At 55.5% G+C, this 18,315-nt stretch carries 22 protein-coding genes, 1 pseudogene and 1 other annotated feature; of the genes and pseudogenes, 15 read left to right on the top strand and 8 right to left on the bottom strand.

Annotation, left to right across the window (positions count from 1 at the left end; all coding sequences use genetic code 11):
* Positions 1-34: 34 nt before the first annotated feature.
* On the top strand, positions 35-286 hold the full coding sequence (locus C3F35_RS21800) for a YciN family protein (protein ID WP_103793312.1): 252 nt from the start codon (positions 35-37) through the stop codon (positions 284-286).
* A 34-nt stretch (positions 287-320) separates the two neighbouring features.
* Here the strand turns inward: C3F35_RS21800 and sohB are convergent, their stop codons facing one another.
* Entirely contained in the window at positions 321-1,367 is a 1,047-nt protein-coding gene (gene sohB / locus C3F35_RS21795) for a protease SohB (protein ID WP_032611199.1), read from the bottom strand.
* A 249-nt stretch (positions 1,368-1,616) separates the two neighbouring features.
* Between sohB and C3F35_RS21790 the strand changes: the two genes are divergently transcribed.
* Complete coding sequence (locus tag C3F35_RS21790) at positions 1,617-2,378, top strand: YciK family oxidoreductase (protein ID WP_103793311.1); 762 nt, start codon at positions 1,617-1,619, stop codon at positions 2,376-2,378.
* Positions 2,375-2,965 (top strand): cob(I)yrinic acid a,c-diamide adenosyltransferase, encoded by a 591-nt coding sequence (cobO, locus tag C3F35_RS21785; RefSeq protein ID WP_103793310.1) that lies wholly within the window; start codon positions 2,375-2,377, stop codon positions 2,963-2,965. The genes C3F35_RS21790 and cobO overlap by 4 nt, the downstream gene beginning before the upstream one ends.
* Positions 2,966-2,997: 32 nt before the next feature.
* Here the strand turns inward: cobO and rluB are convergent, their stop codons facing one another.
* The 6 genes from rluB to rnm form a co-directional block, all read right to left on the bottom strand.
* Positions 2,998-3,873: a 23S rRNA pseudouridine(2605) synthase RluB gene (rluB, locus tag C3F35_RS21780; protein WP_032611205.1), complete on the bottom strand. Its 876-nt coding sequence runs from the start codon at positions 3,871-3,873 to the stop codon at positions 2,998-3,000.
* A 275-nt stretch (positions 3,874-4,148) separates the two neighbouring features.
* Entirely contained in the window at positions 4,149-4,640 is a 492-nt protein-coding gene (locus C3F35_RS21775) for an Hcp family type VI secretion system effector (RefSeq protein WP_103793309.1), read from the bottom strand.
* A gap of 1 nt (position 4,641) precedes the next feature.
* Complete coding sequence (locus C3F35_RS21770; RefSeq protein ID WP_032611209.1) at positions 4,642-4,914, bottom strand: hypothetical protein; 273 nt, start codon at positions 4,912-4,914, stop codon at positions 4,642-4,644.
* Positions 4,883-5,407, bottom strand: coding sequence for a DUF2778 domain-containing protein (locus C3F35_RS21765; protein ID WP_103793308.1), 525 nt, complete (start codon positions 5,405-5,407; stop codon positions 4,883-4,885). The genes C3F35_RS21770 and C3F35_RS21765 overlap by 32 nt, the downstream gene beginning before the upstream one ends.
* A 199-nt stretch (positions 5,408-5,606) precedes the next feature.
* Positions 5,607-6,227 carry an L-threonylcarbamoyladenylate synthase gene (locus tag C3F35_RS21760; protein ID WP_032611213.1) on the bottom strand — a complete coding sequence of 207 codons (621 nt, stop codon included), beginning with the start codon at positions 6,225-6,227 and terminating at the stop codon, positions 5,607-5,609.
* Positions 6,224-7,105, bottom strand: a complete 882-nt coding sequence (gene rnm / locus C3F35_RS21755; RefSeq protein WP_032611215.1) for an RNase RNM — start codon at positions 7,103-7,105, stop codon at positions 6,224-6,226. Before rnm ends, C3F35_RS21760 begins: the two co-directional genes overlap by 4 nt.
* A gap of 138 nt (positions 7,106-7,243) precedes the next feature.
* Here rnm and trpL point away from each other — a divergent pair, with 138 nt between their 5' ends.
* The 9 genes from trpL to C3F35_RS21715 all read left to right on the top strand — a co-directional run bounded on the left by trpL (position 7,244) and on the right by C3F35_RS21715 (position 15,942).
* On the top strand, positions 7,244-7,288 hold the full coding sequence (trpL, locus tag C3F35_RS27400) for a trp operon leader peptide (RefSeq protein WP_106993556.1): 45 nt from the start codon (positions 7,244-7,246) through the stop codon (positions 7,286-7,288).
* Positions 7,265-7,359, top strand: a sequence feature (Trp leader region). It overlaps the preceding gene by 24 nt.
* A 23-nt stretch (positions 7,360-7,382) precedes the next feature.
* A complete protein-coding gene (locus C3F35_RS21750) occupies positions 7,383-8,945 on the top strand; it encodes an anthranilate synthase component 1 (RefSeq protein WP_103793307.1) in 1,563 nt (520 codons plus the stop codon).
* A complete protein-coding gene (gene trpD / locus C3F35_RS21745; protein ID WP_077226991.1) occupies positions 8,945-10,540 on the top strand; it encodes a bifunctional anthranilate synthase glutamate amidotransferase component TrpG/anthranilate phosphoribosyltransferase TrpD in 1,596 nt (531 codons plus the stop codon). The genes C3F35_RS21750 and trpD overlap by 1 nt, the downstream gene beginning before the upstream one ends.
* Before the next feature lie 3 nt (positions 10,541-10,543).
* Entirely contained in the window at positions 10,544-11,902 is a 1,359-nt protein-coding gene (gene trpCF, locus C3F35_RS21740) for a bifunctional indole-3-glycerol-phosphate synthase TrpC/phosphoribosylanthranilate isomerase TrpF (RefSeq protein WP_103793306.1), read from the top strand.
* A 10-nt stretch (positions 11,903-11,912) separates the two neighbouring features.
* On the top strand, positions 11,913-13,106 hold the full coding sequence (gene trpB / locus C3F35_RS21735) for a tryptophan synthase subunit beta (RefSeq protein WP_032611228.1): 1,194 nt from the start codon (positions 11,913-11,915) through the stop codon (positions 13,104-13,106).
* Positions 13,106-13,915: a tryptophan synthase subunit alpha gene (gene trpA / locus C3F35_RS21730; RefSeq protein ID WP_103793305.1), complete on the top strand. Its 810-nt coding sequence runs from the start codon at positions 13,106-13,108 to the stop codon at positions 13,913-13,915. The genes trpB and trpA overlap by 1 nt, the downstream gene beginning before the upstream one ends.
* A gap of 156 nt (positions 13,916-14,071) precedes the next feature.
* Complete coding sequence (gene yedE, locus C3F35_RS21725; RefSeq protein WP_103793304.1) at positions 14,072-15,283, top strand: selenium metabolism membrane protein YedE/FdhT; 1,212 nt, start codon at positions 14,072-14,074, stop codon at positions 15,281-15,283.
* Complete coding sequence (gene yedF, locus C3F35_RS21720) at positions 15,280-15,513, top strand: sulfurtransferase-like selenium metabolism protein YedF (protein ID WP_039030671.1); 234 nt, start codon at positions 15,280-15,282, stop codon at positions 15,511-15,513. Before yedE ends, yedF begins: the two co-directional genes overlap by 4 nt.
* A 156-nt stretch (positions 15,514-15,669) precedes the next feature.
* On the top strand, positions 15,670-15,942 hold the full coding sequence (locus C3F35_RS21715; RefSeq protein ID WP_051915983.1) for a DUF883 family protein: 273 nt from the start codon (positions 15,670-15,672) through the stop codon (positions 15,940-15,942).
* A 31-nt stretch (positions 15,943-15,973) separates the two neighbouring features.
* Here the strand turns inward: C3F35_RS21715 and ompW are convergent, their stop codons facing one another.
* Positions 15,974-16,606, bottom strand: a complete 633-nt coding sequence (gene ompW, locus C3F35_RS21710; protein WP_103793303.1) for an outer membrane protein OmpW — start codon at positions 16,604-16,606, stop codon at positions 15,974-15,976.
* Positions 16,607-16,830: 224 nt separating this feature from the next.
* On the opposite strand from ompW, the pseudogene C3F35_RS21705 reads away from it, so the two are divergent.
* From C3F35_RS21705 to C3F35_RS21695, 3 genes and pseudogenes are all read left to right on the top strand, one after another.
* Positions 16,831-16,920 (top strand): annotated as a pseudogene (locus C3F35_RS21705) (YkgJ family cysteine cluster protein); the annotation flags it as partial.
* 25 nt (positions 16,921-16,945) lie between these two features.
* A complete protein-coding gene (locus C3F35_RS21700) occupies positions 16,946-17,689 on the top strand; it encodes a YciC family protein (RefSeq protein ID WP_059307704.1) in 744 nt (247 codons plus the stop codon).
* A gap of 56 nt (positions 17,690-17,745) precedes the next feature.
* Positions 17,746-18,285, top strand: a complete 540-nt coding sequence (locus C3F35_RS21695; protein WP_032611241.1) for a septation protein A — start codon at positions 17,746-17,748, stop codon at positions 18,283-18,285.
* Positions 18,286-18,315: the final 30 nt, after the last annotated feature.

The raw sequence follows: 18,315 nt of genomic DNA, 5'->3' as shown, positions 1-18,315 counted from the left end.
GCGTAGACTAATACCACTGTTTAAGGAGGGGATAATGCAGCAAACAACCCAACCCATCGACCGCGTAACCTTGCTTGCCGAAGCCAATAAACTTATTCGGGAACATGAAGACACCCTGGCAGGAACCGAAGCCACTGGGGTGGAACAGCGCAACGGCGTGCTGGTATTCAGCGGCGAGTACTTTCTCGATGAGCAGGGGTTACCCACCCCACGCAGCACGGCGGTATTTAACATGTTTAAATACCTGGCCCACGCGCTCTCGGAAAAGTATCACCTGGTCGACTGATGCAAAACGCGAGGCACTGGCCTCGCGTTTTTATTTACAGCAGGGGTTTTTGTCCACGCTGGAGCCAGCGTAGCAGAAGACGGTCCGCACTCTCTGCAGCGCTGTTGGTAAAGCGATCCATTAGCTTTTTGCGTCGCGTATAGCGCACGCCGACCAGCTCACGGCCCTCCATCAGCCCCAGCAGCAGATCGTCACTGGTTCCCACCTGATCCACCAGCCCTTTCTCCAGCGCCTGGGTGCCGTACCAGTGCTCGCCCGTGGCGACCTGGTCGATATCCAGGGTTGGACGCATCTGCTGCACAAAGCTTTTGAACAGCTGATGGGTGTCATTAAGATCTTCGCGGAACTTCTGACGCCCCTCTTCAGTATTTTCGCCGAGCAGGGTCAGGGTGCGCTTGTACTGACCTGCGGTGTGCAACTCGACGTCAATATCTTTGTTCTTCAGGAAACGATTGAAGTTAGGGATCTGCGCTACTACGCCAATCGAACCAATAATAGAGAAAGGTGCGGCGACAATTTTGTCGGCCACGCAGGCCATCATGTAGCCACCGCTGGCAGCGACCTTATCTACCGCTACCGTCAGTGGGATCTGCTTGTCACGCAGGCGTTGCAGCTGCGATGAGGCCAGACCGTAACCATGAACCACCCCGCCCGGACTTTCAAGACGCAGCACAACCTGATCTTCGGCTCTGGCCACCGCCAGCACGGCGGTGATCTCTTCGCGCAGGGATGAAACCTCATGCGCATCCATGCTGCCTTTAAAATCGAGCACATAGACCCGCGGTTTTGCCGCTTCCGGGCGCTGCTCAAGCTTTGCTTTCTGCTTTGCGGCTTTCGCGTCAAGCTTGTGCTTTTTCTTCTGCGCTTTGTGCCACAGCTTTTGCTGATGCGCGTCAAGCAACGCCACCGACATCTCTTCCTGCATCTCTGTGTACTGCTCGCTCAGCCGGGTAATCCGCAACTCGCCGCGCTGACGTTTGCGCTGCGTCAGGTTGACAATCAGAACTGCGATCACCGCAATGGCCATCACCACTGTTGCAATTTTGGCCAAAAATAAACCGTATTCAGAAAGTAATTCCACGCGTCCACCTTGGTTTAACCACTTGTTTTCACACCCAGTGTACAACAGCCTTCACCAGGCGTCTCTCATCTGACGATATCCTTGCGAGGCGTCTTCAGGAATGGGAATTTCACGGAAAAACATTTGCAAATTGTTAATTTCACAGTGAACTCTCCGGATGACTGATTGAAATCCTGGTCGCTTTCGGGCATAAAGCCGAAAAGAGACCGCATAGCATGGGCCGCGACAGCGCGAGCCAGAGGAGTGACCTTGCACTATCAACCCAAGAAAGATCTACTGCAAAACCATATTATCCTGGTCACGGGTGCCAGCGACGGTATTGGCCGTGAGGCGGCGCTGACCTACGCCCGCCATGGCGCGCGCGTTATCCTGTTGGGGCGTAATGAAGAAAAACTGCGTGACGTCGCCAGGACAATCGCCAGCGAGGGCGGCGCGCCGACACATGAATATACTCTCGACCTGTTAACCTGCACGCCAGAGACGTGTCAGCAGCTTGCCCGGCGCATTGCCGAGGATTACCCGCGTCTGGACGGGGTGTTGCACAATGCCGGTTTCCTGGGCGAGGTGCGCCCGATGGAGGAGCAAACCCCGGAGATCTGGCAGCAGGTGATGCAAGTGAACGTCAATGGCACTTTTTTCCTCACCCAGGCGCTGCTTCCTTTATTACTGCAATCTGATTCTGGCTCGCTGGTGTTTACTTCGTCCAGCGTCGGACGCCAGGGACGGGCCAACTGGGGCGCTTATGCCGCCTCGAAATTTGCCACTGAAGGGATGATGCAGGTGCTGGCGGAGGAGTATCAGAGCCGCCACCTGCGCGTAAACTGTATCAATCCCGGCGGCACCCGCACCAGCATGCGCGCAAGCGCGTTCCCGAGCGAAGATCCGCTTAAACTGAAAACGCCCGCCGACATCATGCCGCTCTATCTATGGCTGATGGGAGATGACAGCCGCCGTAAAACCGGCATGACCTTCGATGCCCAACCCGGCCGTAAACCAGGAATTTCGCAATGAGTGATGAACGTCATCAGCAGCGCCAGCAGCGCCTGAAAGAGCAGGTCGATGCCCGTGTTGCCGCCGCGCAGGATGAGCGCGGAATTATTATCGTCTTCACCGGCAACGGCAAAGGCAAAACCACTGCCGCCTTCGGTACGGCGACCCGCGCCGTCGGTCACGGGCAAAAGGTAGGCGTGATCCAGTTTATCAAGGGAGAGTGGCCAAACGGCGAGCGTAATCTGCTTGAGCCTCACGGCGTTGAGTTTCAGGTGATGGCAACCGGCTTTACCTGGGATACCCAAAACCGCGATACCGACACCGCTGCCTGTCTGGCCGTCTGGGAGAAGGCAAAGCGTATGCTGGCCGATCCCACGCTGAACATGGTGCTTCTGGATGAAATCACTTATATGGTGGCTTACGACTATCTGCCTTTGCAGGAGGTGCTGGACGCGCTGAACAACCGTCCGGCGCACCAGACGGTGATTGTCACCGGGCGCGGCTGTCATCGGGATATTCTGGAGATGGCGGACACGGTCAGCGAACTACGCCCGGTCAAACATGCCTTCGATGCTGGCGTGAAAGCGCAAATCGGTATCGACTATTAAGAAAAAACCCGGCAATGCCGGGTTTTGTTTTTTTAGCCGTTGTTGTTACGGCTGCCAGAGCGGCGATTGCTGCTGACCTGGCTGTGACGTTTGACTGCCCGGCGGATCTGATTCGCTTTCATGCGACGACGATCTTTTTCCACCGCCACTTTAGAGGTGGTTTCCGGGGTCAGCTGCACCAGCTCACGCAGGTAGTTGGTCTGGGTTAAATCCAGCTCGGTATAGCCGCCACGCGGCAGCCCTTTCGGCAGCAGAATGTCACCGTAACGCACGCGGATCAGGCGGCTCACCTGCACACCAACGGCTTCCCACAAACGACGTACTTCGCGGTTACGACCTTCGGTCAGGGTGACGTTGTACCACTGGTTAATACCTTCCCCACCGGTAAATTTGATGGTCTTGAAGGCGGCCGGGCCATCTTCAAGCTGTACGCCCCGGGACAGGTCGCGGATTTTGCTGTCGTCAACTTCACCAAACACGCGAACCGCGTACTCACGCTCCACTTCACGGCTTGGGTGCATCAGACGGTTTGCCAGCTCACCGTCGGTGGTGAACAGCAGCAGCCCGCAGGTGTTCACGTCCAGGCGACCTACAGCGATCCAGCGCGCACCGCGCAGTTTTGGCAGGCGGTCAAACACGGTAGGACGGCCTTCAGGATCGTTGCGGGTGCAAAGCTCGCCTTCCGGCTTGTAGTACGCCAGCACGCGGCAGATTTGCTCGGCAGACTCTTTTACCGAGATAAGATGGCCATCGATACGAATTTTCAGGCCTGGTACGATTTCCACACGATCGCCCAGGGTGGCGATTTTACCGTCCACACTGACACGACCTGCTTCGATAATGGTTTCGATTTCACGGCGTGAACCGTGGCCGGCGCGGGCCAGCACTTTCTGTAATTTCTCGCTCATTGAGCTTCCTTCAGGTGTCGCCTTCACAGGCGTCTGGGATACTTTCAAAAACAATGAGTTAAGTTTAAAAAACATTAACTCACTGATCTGCAACTATTTCATAGCACACAAAATGGCGGACAAGGTGTCGCACCCAGTGATTCATGGCCGCACATATTACATGAATTTTAGACTAAATGATTCAACAAGTTTTGCGCGGCGGCGTTCTGGCACTGTTAACCTGAAGTAAACCCAACGGATTGGCCCTCTCGTACAGATGGGCTGTCGGATTATGGTTATGCCGTAGGGCGCTCATTCCAGGCATCTGTGTGCTGAATGTTGCCATCCACTATGCGCCAGGTGATTTTTTCATACTGAATGCTGACGCTTTCTACATGGTTCATTTTGTCGTTGCCCGTGAGTTTAACGTTCGGCACAGCGCAATTTACCCCGGTGATCTTCACGTTTTCCATAAACACCGTGTAATAGCAGACTTCCTGCCCGGCGTCGTTGATATGGTAAAACTTGATTTCCGCGCTTTTTAACGTCTGGCCTGTAGCGGCTGCTTTATACAGATAGGGCGTTGAGCTATCCACTTCCTTTTCAATCATCATGGATGAGTGCTGGCGGGTTCCGGTGATTTTCCCATTGGCACTGTCTACTGGCAGATTAATGCCGTGGCTTAACCTGATTATCTCTATGCTGCCTTCACGATCTTTGACATCTACGGAGCCTTTAATATCTGCACCGCCATCGTCTTTCAGCCACATATACGGAGGGATAGGCATTTTATTTTTTCCTTAATTTTTTGATTAACTTCATTGTTAAAATGTATAAAGGGATAGCTATTGATAGCATTATTGAAAAATCTATATCGGTAAAAGCTTCATACATGGAATCGGCGCTTTCATCTCCATAGACAATAAGCGCCCATTTTGTTGCAAAATCTTCACCAATATATAACTCTGCTTCTGGAAAAGTTTTTCCTAAAAACATCAGCAACATAATGAAATAAATCAACTTACTTATTTTACGTGCAAGAATTTTTAGTATAGCCACCATCGACTACCTCCACCCACCCTCGCGCCATCAACGACCGCATACAGGGAACCTGCATAAGTGAGGTATTCATAAGCGCATTGCGGATCATCGCAAAATCAGAATTATTGGCGATGGTTATGCAACCTTTTGATACCGTACCAGGATGCAACCGGAAGTTACCGCGTTGAACCCCTTCTATCCAGGTGTCATCATCGATTCCCCAATCATCGCGCCATAAGGCAAACCAGTCCGATTTACCAAAAGCGCGTCGACCAAAGAATCTATTAGCCTCATCGTGTGTTTCCGTTAATTTCTGAGAAAAGTAGTTACCTTCTTTGCGATCTACGATCCAATATTTTCCGGGAGGGATCGGCCCTGATTTTGCAATAGCAGCACAATTAATATTGTTCCGGTAGGTACCCAACCCTGAATGCGCCATAAACACACCCACGCCATACAGATTAAAAGGTACATAATCTGCCCCGTTCAGAATCAACTTTCCATGTAACGCCATCGACATTTCCATATCTAAAAATGGTATTCGCTTATCATATATCTACATATTCAGGCATGGGCAAGACTATTCCGTGCACAGAAAGATTTTCAGATAATAATAAGAACAAGTAAAGGAAGACGTAAATAAGCGGAGAGGTGAGTAATGGGCCATTATAGCGAGGAAAAAACGCTAATGAGATGGCCCATTAAAATAGAAATTACAGGAAAGGTTTTACGTCACCTACCCCTTCGCGCAGCACGACCGGGGCATCTTCGGTTAAATCGACGACCGTGGTCGGCTGTTGGCCAAGGTAGCCGCCGTGAATCACTAAATCCACCTGTTTTTCCAGACGGTCTTTGATCTCATCCGGGTCAGACTCGGTAAAGTCGCTACCCGGTAGCATCAGGGATGTGGAGAGCATCGGCTCACCCAGCGTTTCGAGCAGCGCCTGCGCAATCGGATTAGAGGGCACTCGCATCCCGATGGTTTTGCGTTTTTCCTGCAGCAGGCGGCGCGGCACCTCTTTGGTTCCCTTCAGGATAAAGGTGTAGTTACCCGGGGTGTTATTTTTGATCAACCGAAACGCCACGTTATCGACGTAAGAGTAGGTAGACAGCTCAGAGAGATCGCGACACATCAGGGTGAAGTTATGCCCGTTCGGGAGGTGGCGGATCCGGCAAATGCGCTCCATCGCGCTTTTATCTTCAATCTTACAGCCCAGCGCGTAGCCCGAATCGGTTGGATAGACGATCACCCCGCCCTTACGCACGATCTCCACGGCCTGATTAATCAAACGCGGCTGCGGATTGTCAGGATGGATATAAAAAAATTGACTCATACTTCCCTCTCTTCAATTGGCGTTGGCTGTTCCCAGAGCTGCCACACTGGCTCGACGCCGGCGGGTAACCACAGCTTGCGTCCCAGCTCGATCCAGGGACAAGGCTGATGGAAATCAGAGCCCTGGGAGCCAAGGAGGCCGTACTGGCGGGCATACTCAGCCAGTTGACTGCGCTCGTTGGGCGCCTGCTGACACTGCGCAACTTCCATCGCGTCTCCGCCGTGTTCGGCAAAGTATGCCAGCAGACGTTTCAGCCATTTGGCGGAGAGGTTATACCGACCGGGATGGGCCAGCACCGCCTTGCCGCCAGAATGATGAATGACATCAATAGCTTGTTCTATTGTACACCACTGGGGAGGAACGTATCCGGTTTTCCCCCGTGCGAGGTATTTTTTAAACACATCCGCAATGTTATTCGCCTTTCCGGCCTCAACCAGAAAACGGGCAAAGTGCGCCCGGGTTACCGCGCCGCCTTTTGCCAGGCGGAGTGCCCCTTCCCAGGCACCGGGGATATGGGCTTTGTCCAGCCGTTCGGCGATCAGTTCGGCCCGCAGCACGCGACGCGCCTTCTGCTCGTCCAGCAACGTACGCATGGCAGGGTTCTCAATATCGATGTTCAACCCGACGATATGGATCTCATGATTTTCCCAGACGGTGGAAATTTCCACGCCCGTTATCAGCGTAAGCGGCAATTCAGTGCGGGCAATTTCTGCCCGCGCGGCTGCAATGGCCTCGGTGGTATCGTGATCGGTGATCGCCAGCGTGCCCACGCGCATCTCATGGGCGCGATGGACAAGTTCTTCGGGCGTAAGCAGGCCGTCGGAGGCCTGAGTATGGCTATGTAAATCGTAAATCACTGCGTAATTCGTGTCGCTCAAAGCGGCTCCCGTCACTCTTCTTCAATATCTGCGCCGCCATAATAACGGTATGTGGTGAAATTCTGAAATCGGGGGGTTGACATTACACCATCGAACTAGTTAACTAGTACGTAAGTTCACTCAACGAGGTATCTGAAAATGACCGCACATTTCACTCTGCATGGCTGGTGGCGCACTTCCTGAAATTCGGGCAGTGTCGTACGTCTGCAATGTGCAAACAGATACCTGGCCCGCCACTGAGCGGGCTTTTTTTTGAACAGAATAAAGAGAACAAAAAATGCAAACAGCCAAACCGAACCTCGAACTGCTGACCCGTGAGGCGGCTTATCGCCACAACCCTACCGCTCTGTTCCATCAGGTCTGCGGCGCGCGCCCTGCCACGCTGCTGCTGGAGTCTGCGGATATCGACAGTAAGGATGACCTGAAAAGCCTGCTGCTGGTGGATAGCGCCCTGCGCATCACCGCCCTGGGCGACACCGTTACCCTGAAAGCACTGTCCGAAAACGGCGCAGTGCTGCTCTGTTTGCTGGATGACGTGCTGCCTGCAGGCATTGAGAATGAGCATCGCCCGGATATGCGGATCCTGCATTTCCCGCCGGTCAGCCAGTTGCTGGACGAAGATGCCCGCCTCTGCTCGCTGTCGGTCTTTGACGCCTTCCGCCTGTTGCAGAACCTGGTGAATGTGCCGGAACATGAACGCGAAGCAATGTTCTTCGGCGGGCTGTTTGCCTATGACCTGGTGGCCGGTTTCGAAGAGCTGCCTGAGCTTGAACAAGGTAACCGCTGCCCGGACTACTGCTTCTACCTGGCAGAAACCTTACTGGTGATCGACCACCAGAAAAAATACACCCGCATTCAGGCCAGCCTGTTTACGCCGTTACTGGCTGAGAAACAGCGTCTGGAGCAGCGCATTGCCCAGCTGCAGGAGCAGATGAATGAAGCGCCACCGGAGCTGCCGGTGCAGCGCGTGGAACAGATGCGTTGCGATGTCAGTCAGACGGACGACGAGTACGGCGTGGTGGTTCGCCAGATGCAAAAAGCCATTCGTGCGGGCGAGATTTTCCAGGTGGTGCCATCCCGTCGTTTCTCCCTGCCCTGCCCGTCTCCGCTGGCGGCCTACGACGTGCTGAAGAAAAGCAACCCCAGCCCGTACATGTTCTTTATGCAGGATAACGATTTTACGCTGTTCGGCGCCTCGCCGGAAAGCTCCCTGAAGTACGACGCCACCAGCCGCCAGATTGAAATCTACCCGATCGCTGGTACCCGCCCGCGCGGCCGCCGTGCAGACGGTTCTCTGGACCGCGATCTGGACAGCCGGATTGAGCTGGAGATGCGCACCGACCAGAAAGAGATGTCCGAACACCTGATGCTGGTGGATCTGGCACGCAACGACCTGGCGCGCATCTGTACGCCGGGCAGCCGTTACGTAGCCGATTTAACTAAAGTGGACCGCTACTCCTTCGTGATGCACCTGGTCTCCCGCGTGGTGGGCGAGCTGCGTCAGGATCTGGATGTGCTGCACGCCTACCGCGCCTGCATGAACATGGGCACCCTGAGCGGCGCGCCGAAAGTACGCGCCATGCAGCTTATCGCCCAGGCCGAAGGCCGCCGTCGCGGCAGCTACGGTGGTGCGGTGGGCTATTTCACCGCCCACGGCGATCTCGATACCTGCATTGTGATCCGCTCGGCCTACGTCGAAGAGGGCATTGCCACCGTCCAGGCGGGCGCAGGCATCGTGCTCGACTCTGTTCCGCAGTCTGAAGCTGACGAAACCCGCAATAAGGCCCGCGCGGTACTACGCGCAATTGCGACTGCCCATCACGCACAGGAGATTTTCTGATGGCTGACATTCTGCTGCTCGATAATATCGACTCATTTACCTACAACCTGGCGGATCAGCTGCGTGCTAACGGTCACAACGTGGTGATTTACCGTAACCATGTCCCGGCCCAGACCTTAATCGACCGCCTGGCGACCATGCAAAACCCGGTGCTGATGCTCTCCCCGGGGCCAGGCGCGCCAAGCGAGGCGGGCTGTATGCCGGAGCTGTTAACCCGCATGCGCGGCAAGCTGCCCATCATTGGCATCTGTCTGGGCCACCAGGCGATTGTCGAGGCCTACGGTGGTTACGTCGGCCAGGCCGGCGAGATCCTGCACGGGAAAGCCTCCAGCATTGAGCATGACGGCCAGGCCATGTTTGCCGGTCTGATGAACCCGCTGCCGGTGGCGCGCTATCACTCGCTGGTGGGCAGCGATATCCCGGCGGGGCTGACCATTAACGCCCATTACAACGGGATGGTGATGGCGGTGCGTCACGATGCTGACCGGGTTTGCGGCATGCAGTTCCACCCGGAATCCATTCTGACCTCTCAGGGTGCGCGTCTGCTGGAGCAAACACTCAACTGGGCGCTGCAGAAGCTGGAGCAGACCAACAGCCTTCAGCCGATTCTGGAAAAACTCTATCAGGCGCAGACCCTGAGCCAGCAGGAGAGCCATCAGCTGTTCTCCGCCGTGGTACGCGGCGAGCTGAAACCCGAGCAGTTGGCCGCCGCGCTGGTAAGCATGAAAGTGCGTGGCGAGCAGCCGCAGGAGATCGCCGGTGCTGCCACCGCCCTGCTGGAAAACGCCGCTCCGTTCCCACGTCCTGATTACCTGTTCGCAGATATCGTCGGGACCGGTGGCGACGGCAGCAACAGTATCAACATCTCCACCGCAAGCGCCTTTGTGGCGGCGGCCTGTGGGCTGAAGGTGGCGAAACACGGCAACCGCAGCGTCTCCAGCCGTTCCGGCTCCTCGGATCTGCTGGCCGCCTTCGGTATCAATCTGGATATGAATGCAGAGAGATCCCGCGACGCGCTGGACGAACTGGGCGTCTGCTTTCTGTTCGCGCCGAAATACCATACCGGGTTCCGCCATGCGATGCCGGTGCGTCAGCAGCTAAAAACCCGCACCCTGTTTAACGTACTCGGGCCGCTGATCAACCCGGCGCATCCGCCGCTGGCGCTGATTGGCGTCTACAGCCCGGAGCTGGTGCTGCCGATTGCCGAAACCCTGCGCGTACTCGGATATCAGCGTGCCGCGGTAGTGCACAGCGGTGGGATGGACGAAGTTTCCCTGCATGCGCCAACCCTGGTGGCCGAACTGAATAACGGCGAAATCAAAAGCTATCAGCTTGAAGCGGCAGACTTTGGCCTAACGCCCTATCACCAGGCGCAGCTGGCAGGCGGCACCCCGGAAGAAAACCGTGACATTCTGACGCGCCTGTTACAAGGTAAAGGTGAGCCAGCGCATGAGGCCGCTGTTGCCGCCAATGTCGCCATGCTGATGCGTCTGCACGGCGAAGAAGATCTCCAGATTAATGTGCAAAAAGTGATGGCCGTGTTGCGCTCTGGCGCAGCCTACGACCGAGTGACCGCACTTGCGGCAAGAGGGTAAACAATGCAGACCGTATTAGCGAAAATCGTTGCCGATAAGGCCATCTGGGTTGAAGCGCGTAAACAGCAGCAACCGCTCGCCAGCTTCCAGAATGAGGTGGTACCGAGCAGCCGTCGTTTTTATGACGCCCTGCGGGGCGCGCGCACCGCGTTTATCCTGGAGTGCAAAAAGGCCTCCCCGTCGAAAGGGGTGATCCGCGATGATTTCGATCCGGCACAGATTGCCGCCATTTATAAGCACCACGCTTCGGCCATTTCGGTGCTGACCGATGAGAAATATTTCCAGGGCAGTTTTGATTTCCTGCCGATCGTCAGCGGGATCGCCCCACAGCCGATTTTGTGCAAAGACTTTATTATCGATCCGTATCAAATCTGGCTGGCGCGCTTTTATCAGGCCGATGCCTGCCTGCTGATGCTCTCGGTGCTGGATGATGAACAGTACCGCCAGCTCGCTGCCGTCGCCCACAGCCTGAACATGGGCGTGCTGACCGAGGTGAGCAACGAAGAGGAGCTGGAGCGCGCCATCGCTCTGGAGGCAAAAGTGGTGGGCATTAATAACCGCGACCTGCGCGATCTCTCTATCGACCTTAACCGCACCCGCCAGTTGGCGCCGCGTCTGGGGGCAGGCGTGACGGTGATCAGCGAGTCCGGCATTAACAGTTATGCCCAGGTTCGCGAGCTGAGTCACTTCGCTAATGGCTTCCTGATTGGCTCTGCCATGATGGAGCAGGCAGACCTTAGCGCGGCGGTACGTCGCGTTCTGCTCGGTGAGAATAAAGTGTGCGGCCTGACGCGTCCCCAGGATGCCGCCGCGGCATATGAAGCAGGCGCGATTTACGGCGGGCTGATTTTTGTCGAGTCCTCCCCGCGTAACGTCAGCGAGACCCAGGCGCGCGACGTGATCGCCGCCGCCCCACTGCAGTACGTGGGCGTGTTCCGCAATGCCGCCATCGAAAAAGTGGCGGCCACTGCCGGGGCACTCTCTCTCGCTGCCGTACAGCTGCATGGCAGCGAGGATCAGGACTATATCAATGCCTTGCGCGCAGTGCTGGAACCCCAGGTGCAAATCTGGAAAGCGCTGAGCGTGGCCGAGGTCCTGCCGCCGCGCACGCTGCAGCATATCGATAAATATATTCTGGATAACGGCCAGGGCGGAACCGGGCAGCGCTTTGACTGGTCGCTACTTGACGGTGAGAAGCTGGATAACGTCCTGCTTGCCGGAGGTTTAAGCCCGGACAACTGCGTTGAAGCCGCTAAAGCGGGCTGCGCAGGTCTCGATTTCAATTCAGGCGTTGAGTCGCAGCCGGGCATAAAAGATGCCAGCAAACTGGCTTCGGTGTTCAAAACGCTGCGTGCATATTAAGGAAGAGAAGATGACCACATTATTAAACCCTTACTTTGGCGAATTCGGTGGCATGTATGTGCCGCAGATCCTCATGCCCGCCCTGCGCCAGCTGGAAGAGGCGTTCGTAAGCGCGCAAAAAGATCCGCTCTTCCAGGCTGAATTTACCGACCTGCTGAAAAACTATGCCGGTCGTCCAACGGCGCTGACCAAATGCCGCAACCTGACCGAGGGCACGAACACCACGCTGTACCTGAAGCGTGAAGATCTGCTCCACGGCGGCGCGCATAAGACCAACCAGGTGCTGGGTCAGGCGTTGCTGGCAAAACGGATGGGTAAAACCGAAATCATTGCCGAAACCGGCGCCGGTCAGCACGGCGTGGCCTCGGCGCTGGCCAGCGCCCTGCTCGGCCTGAAATGCCGCATCTATATGGGGGCAAAAGACGTTGAGCGTCAGTCACCGAACGTCTTCCGTATGCGTCTGATGGGCGCGGAAGTGATCCCGGTGCACAGCGGCTCGGCCACCCTGAAAGATGCCTGTAACGAGGCGCTGCGCGACTGGTCCGGCAACTATGAAAATGCCCACTATATGCTGGGCACCGCGGCTGGCCCGCACCCGTTCCCGACCATCGTGCGTGAATTCCAGCGCATGATTGGCGAAGAGACCAAAGCGCAGATCCTCGAAAAAGAGGGGCGTCTGCCGGATGCGGTGATCGCCTGCGTGGGCGGTGGATCCAACGCCATCGGCATGTTTGCTGATTTTATTGATGACGCCCGCGTGGGGCTGATTGGCGTTGAACCAGCAGGTCACGGGATTGAGACCGGTGAACACGGTGCGCCGCTGAAGCATGGTCGCGTTGGCATCTACTTCGGTATGAAAGCGCCGATGATGCAGACCGACGAAGGGCAGATCGAAGAGTCTTACTCCATTTCTGCCGGGCTGGATTTCCCGTCCGTTGGGCCGCAGCACGCGCACCTGAATAGTATCGGTCGCGCCGAGTACGTGTCGATTACCGATGATGAGGCGCTGGACGCGTTTAAGACCCTGTGTCGCAAAGAGGGGATCATCCCGGCGCTGGAGTCTTCTCACGCGCTGGCCCATGCCCTGAAAATGATTAAAGACAACCCGGAAAAAGAGCAGCTGCTGGTGGTGAACCTTTCCGGCCGCGGTGATAAAGACATCTTCACCGTTCACGATATTCTGAAAGCACGAGGGGAAATTTGATGGAACGTTACGATAACGTGTTTGCTGAGCTGAAAGCCCGCAAGGAAGGCGCCTTTGTTCCCTTCGTCACACTGGGAGATCCGTCTCCTGAGCAGTCGCTGAAAATCATCGACACGCTGATTGAAGCGGGTGCCGATGCGCTGGAGCTGGGCATTCCCTTCTCCGATCCGCTGGCTGACGGCCCGACTATCCAGGCCGCGACCCTGCGCGCCTTTGCGGCAGGCGTGACCCCGTCCCAGTGCTTTGAGATGCTGGCAACCATTCGCCAGAAATACCCGACTATCCCCATCGGCCTGCTGATGTACGCCAACCTGGTCTTCAACCGCGGCATCGACGAGTTCTACGCCGAATGCGCGCGCGTGGGGGTCGATTCGGTGCTGGTGGCAGATGTGCCGGTAGAGGAGTCAGCCCCGTTCCGTCAGGCGGCGATGCGTCATAACGTCGCGCCGATCTTTATCTGTCCGCCGAACGCCGACGATGAACTGTTGCGCCAGATCGCCTCTCACGGCCGCGGGTATACCTATCTGCTGTCCCGTGCCGGGGTAACAGGTGCAGAGAACAAAGCGGCCCTGCCCCTGCATCATCTGGTGGAAAAACTGGCAGAGTACAACGCTGCTCCGCCGCTGCAAGGCTTTGGTATCTCGGCCCCTGAGCAGGTCTCTGCGGCGCTGGGTGCCGGCGCGGCGGGTGCCATTTCCGGTTCGGCAATCGTTAAAATCATCGAAAACAACGTCAATACACCTGAGAAAATGCTGAGCGAGCTGAAAAACTTCGCCAGCGCCATGAAAGGGGCGACCCGTCCACAATAACCGAACCGCCGTCTGGTTTTGCCAGACGGCGTTCTGCATAAATTGATCCTGTCGTGCTTTCCTGCATTTAACCCTTTTCAAATATGTTTCCCGGCGTATTATCCCCTCCTCTAATAAGGCTTCCTCCTTAAACCTTCTGAGTTCAGAGGCTTAACTATGTCATGGCAACACTTTAAACAGACTTATTTAATTAAGTTCTGGTCCCCCGTTCCTGCGGTCATTGCGGCAGGCATCCTCTCCACCTACTACTTTGGCATCACCGGTACCTTCTGGGCCGTTACCGGCGAATTCACCCGCTGGGGCGGACAGTTACTGCAACTGGCAGGTGTTCATACCGAAGAGTGGGGCTACTTTAAACTGATCCACCTTGAAGGCACCCCGCTCACCCGTATCGACGGCATGATGATCATCGGCATGTTCGGGGGCTGTTTCGCCGCCGCGCTGTGGGCCAACAACGTTAAACTGCGTATGCCGCACAGCCGGATCCGCATTGCCCAGGCGGTTGTTGGCGGCATTATTGCCGGATTTGGCGCGCGTCTGGCGATGGGGTGTAACCTGGCCGCCTTCTTTACCGGGATCCCCCAGTTCTCTCTGCACGCCTGGTTCTTTGCTCTGGCCACCGCCGTCGGCTCATACTTTGGCGCACGCTTCACGCTACTGCAGCTGTTCCGTATTCCGGTCAAAATACAAAAAGTGAGTGCCGCTTCGCCGTTGACCCAGAAGCCGGATCAGGCGCGTCGCCGCTTTCGTCTGGGAATGCTGGTGTTCTTCGGGATGCTGGCCTGGGCGCTCTGTACCGCGCTGAATCAGCCTAAACTTGGCCTGGCAATGCTGTTCGGCGTCGGCTTTGGCCTGCTGATCGAGCGGGCGCAGATCTGCTTTACCTCGGCGTTTCGCGACATGTGGATCACCGGGCGCACCATGATGGCCAAAGCCATCATCGCCGGAATGGCAGTGAGCGCCATCGGTATTTTCAGCTACGTTCAGCTGGGCGTGGCGCCCAAAATCATGTGGGCAGGTCCAAACGCCATTATCGGCGGGCTGCTGTTTGGCTTTGGGATTGTGTTGGCAGGCGGCTGCGAAACGGGCTGGATGTACCGCGCGGTGGAAGGCCAGGTGCACTACTGGTGGGTGGGCCTGGGTAACGTGATTGGTTCCACCCTGCTGGCCTTCTACTGGGATGATTTCGCGCCTGCACTGGCTACCAACTGGGACAAAGTCAATCTTCTGAACACCTTTGGTCCGCTGGGCGGACTGCTGGTGACCTATCTTTTGTTGTTGATCGCCTTTTTACTGGTGCTGGCGCAGGAGAAACGCTTCTTCCGTCGTGCTGCCGTGAAAACTGAACTTCGTGAGGATGCCGCATGAAAGAGATCGTTCCTGACTACCGCCTCGATATGGTGGGTGAGCCTTGCCCCTATCCGGCTGTCGCGACCCTTGAAGCGATGCCGCAGCTGAAAAAAGGTGAGATCCTTGAGGTGGTGAGCGACTGTCCCCAATCCATCAACAATATCCCGCTGGATGCCAAAAATCATGGCTACACCGTGCTGGATATTCAACAGGATGGACCGACGATCCGCTATCTCATCCAGAAATAACGACAGGGTGGCGACAGGCCACCCTTTTTTATCCCCCCGCTAATACCCGCCTATTTAGATTTGACTGATACCGTAGGGTCTTAAGTATTAATCTCATTTTCTTCAGGATATCCCCATTGAGTCTATGCTTAACATTGACTACAAAAGGAGAACGTTATGTCAGACCAAAATCTTGATAATGATGCACAATATGCTGGTGAAAAAGCGAAGAACAAGCTGGATGAGGCGGCTGGTGCTGCGCAGCAGCAGTTTGGTGAATTTGTTGATTCGCCAAAACATCAGTTAAAAGGTGCCGGGCGCAAATATGCCGCGCAGGCAAGTGACGTAGTGACTGATGTTACCGATGCAGTGAAAAATAATCCCCTTACCGGCCTGATTGCCGCAGGCGCAGTAGGTATTGTCCTCGGCCTGTTGCTGGGTCGTAGATAAATAAAAAAGGCCCTTCGGGGCCTTTTTTACGTCAGAAGCGATATCCCGCCGAGAACATAAACACCCACGGATCCAGACGGGTATTGATATTTTGCTGCTGATCCCCCGCCTTAAAGCGCACTTCGGTGTCGATATCCATGTACCAGACCGACATGTTAACCAACCAGTCGCGGTTGATGAGATAATCCAGGCCCGCCTGCCCCGCCATGCCCCATGAATCTTTCAGACTCAGATCGGAAAGGCCCGCGGCTTTACCGGTGTCGTTAAACTTTTCGTCAAAGAAGGTGGTGTAGTTGACCCCGGCCCCCACATAGGGGCGCACTTTGCTGCTGGCGTCACCGAAATACCACTGGGCCATCAACGTGGGCGGCAGATGATGAACCGTGGCGATGTCCCCGGTTGGGCCAGTCCCGACCTTGTGACGAAACGGCGTGGCTGCCAGCAATTCAACGCCAACGTTGTCGGTGGCCATCCAGGTAAAGGTCATTCCGGCCTGGGTATTGTTACTGACGTTGAATCCGCCCAGGCCCAGAACATTATCCGAGCCTTCCGTAGGACGTACCGTGGCAGATCCCAGGCGGAAAAAGAACTCACCGGCTTCGTGTGCAACGGCTCCGCCGGAAAACGTACCCAGAATCAGCGCTGCTATCACTGCTTTTTTCATATCCACTCCCTCGTTATGGTTTTATTCGAGAACGGAATATACCTACAAATGATTAATAAGTGATCTCGCCGGGATCACATTAAATTCAGCAATTTAACATTCATTGATCTAAATTAATTTTTTTAACCGTAGGCAAAAATTGGTAGTCGGTGTCTGGATCAATTTCGCGCTTTGGACAAATAAAACGCAGCGGGAAAACACACGCGCAAAATTCCAGCGACGCATTACGGGCGCTTTACAAAGATATGCTTTTCCATACAACCCTTGATACTGCCACCGGGCAGTTATCCAGGGTACAATTGCCCGCTAATTAACACCTGCAATACTCAAGGAGAGTGCATGTCTATCACGGCGAAGTCTGTCTACCGTGACACGGGGAATTTCTTCCGCAATCAGTTCATTACCTTTTTACTGATCGCCTTGTTATGCGCATTAATCACGGTGGTACTTGGTCATGCCTTTTCGCCGAGTGAGGAGCAAATTGCCAGCCTGAGTCAAGGCGATCAGATCGCCAGCAGCGTCGGGCTGTTTGAGATGGTGCAAAATATGACCCCAGAGCAACAGCAGATCCTGTTGCGTGCCTCTGCGGCCACCACCTTCTCAGGATTGATCGGCAATGCCATTCTGGCAGGTGGCGTACTGTTAATGATCCAGCTGGTGTCTGCCGGGCATCGCGTCAGCGCCCTGCGGGCGATTGGTGCCAGCGCGCCGCTGCTGCCGAAACTGTTTATCCTGATCTTTTTGACCACCATGCTGGTGCAATTGGGGATTATGCTGGTTGTGGTGCCGGGCGTGCTGTTAGCGATTGTGCTCGCCTTCGCGCCGATTATGGTGGTGCAGGACCGAATGGGCATTTTTGTCGCCATGCGTAGCAGCATCCGACTGGCATGGTCTAATATGCGTCTGGTTGCCCCGGCGGTGATGAGCTGGCTGCTGGCTAAGACCTTGCTGCTGCTGTTTGCCCCGAACCTGTCCGTGCTGACCCCGAACGTCGGTGCCGTGGTAGCCAACACGGTCAGCAATCTGATCTCAGCGGTATTACTGGTCTATTTGTTCCGCCTGTATACCTTAATTCGCCAGTAATTTTTCTGATGGCTCCGGCGCCACGCCCGGGCCATCGCAGATGATGGAATCGAAGAATGAAGCAGTTTCTTGATTTTTTACCCCTGGTTGTCTTTTTTGCCTTCTACAAGCTGTATGACATCTACGCGGCAACCACCGCCCTGATCGTTGCCACCGCAGTGGTGCTGATCTACAGCTGGGTGCGCTACCGCAAGGTCGAAAAGATGGCCTTAATCACCTTCGTGCTGGTGGCCTTTTTTGGCGGGTTGACCGTCTTCTTCCACAACGATGAGTTCATCAAATGGAAAGTGACCGTCATCTACGTGCTGTTTGCCGGTGCCCTGCTGTTCAGCCAGTGGGTCATGAAAAAGCCCCTTATTCAGCGCATGCTGGGTAAAGAGCTGGCCCTGCCGCAGAGCGTTTGGTCGCGTCTGAATATCGCCTGGGCGGTGTTCTTTATTCTCTGTGGCCTGGCGAATATCTATATCGCCTTCTGGCTGCCGCAGAATATCTGGGTCAACTTCAAAGTGTTTGGTCTGACCGCGTTAACGCTGATCTTTACCCTCCTGAGCGGTGTCTATATCTACCGCCATATGCCGCAAGACGATAAGCATTGATCCACCGGCCAGCGCACATCCCGCGCTGGC

This window comes from Leclercia sp. LSNIH3 (assembly GCF_002935105.1).
Taxonomy (GTDB): domain Bacteria; phylum Pseudomonadota; class Gammaproteobacteria; order Enterobacterales; family Enterobacteriaceae; genus Enterobacter; species Enterobacter adecarboxylatus.
The sequence above is the reverse complement of the archived record's forward strand: the minus strand, read 5'-3'. Positions and strand labels throughout refer to the sequence as shown.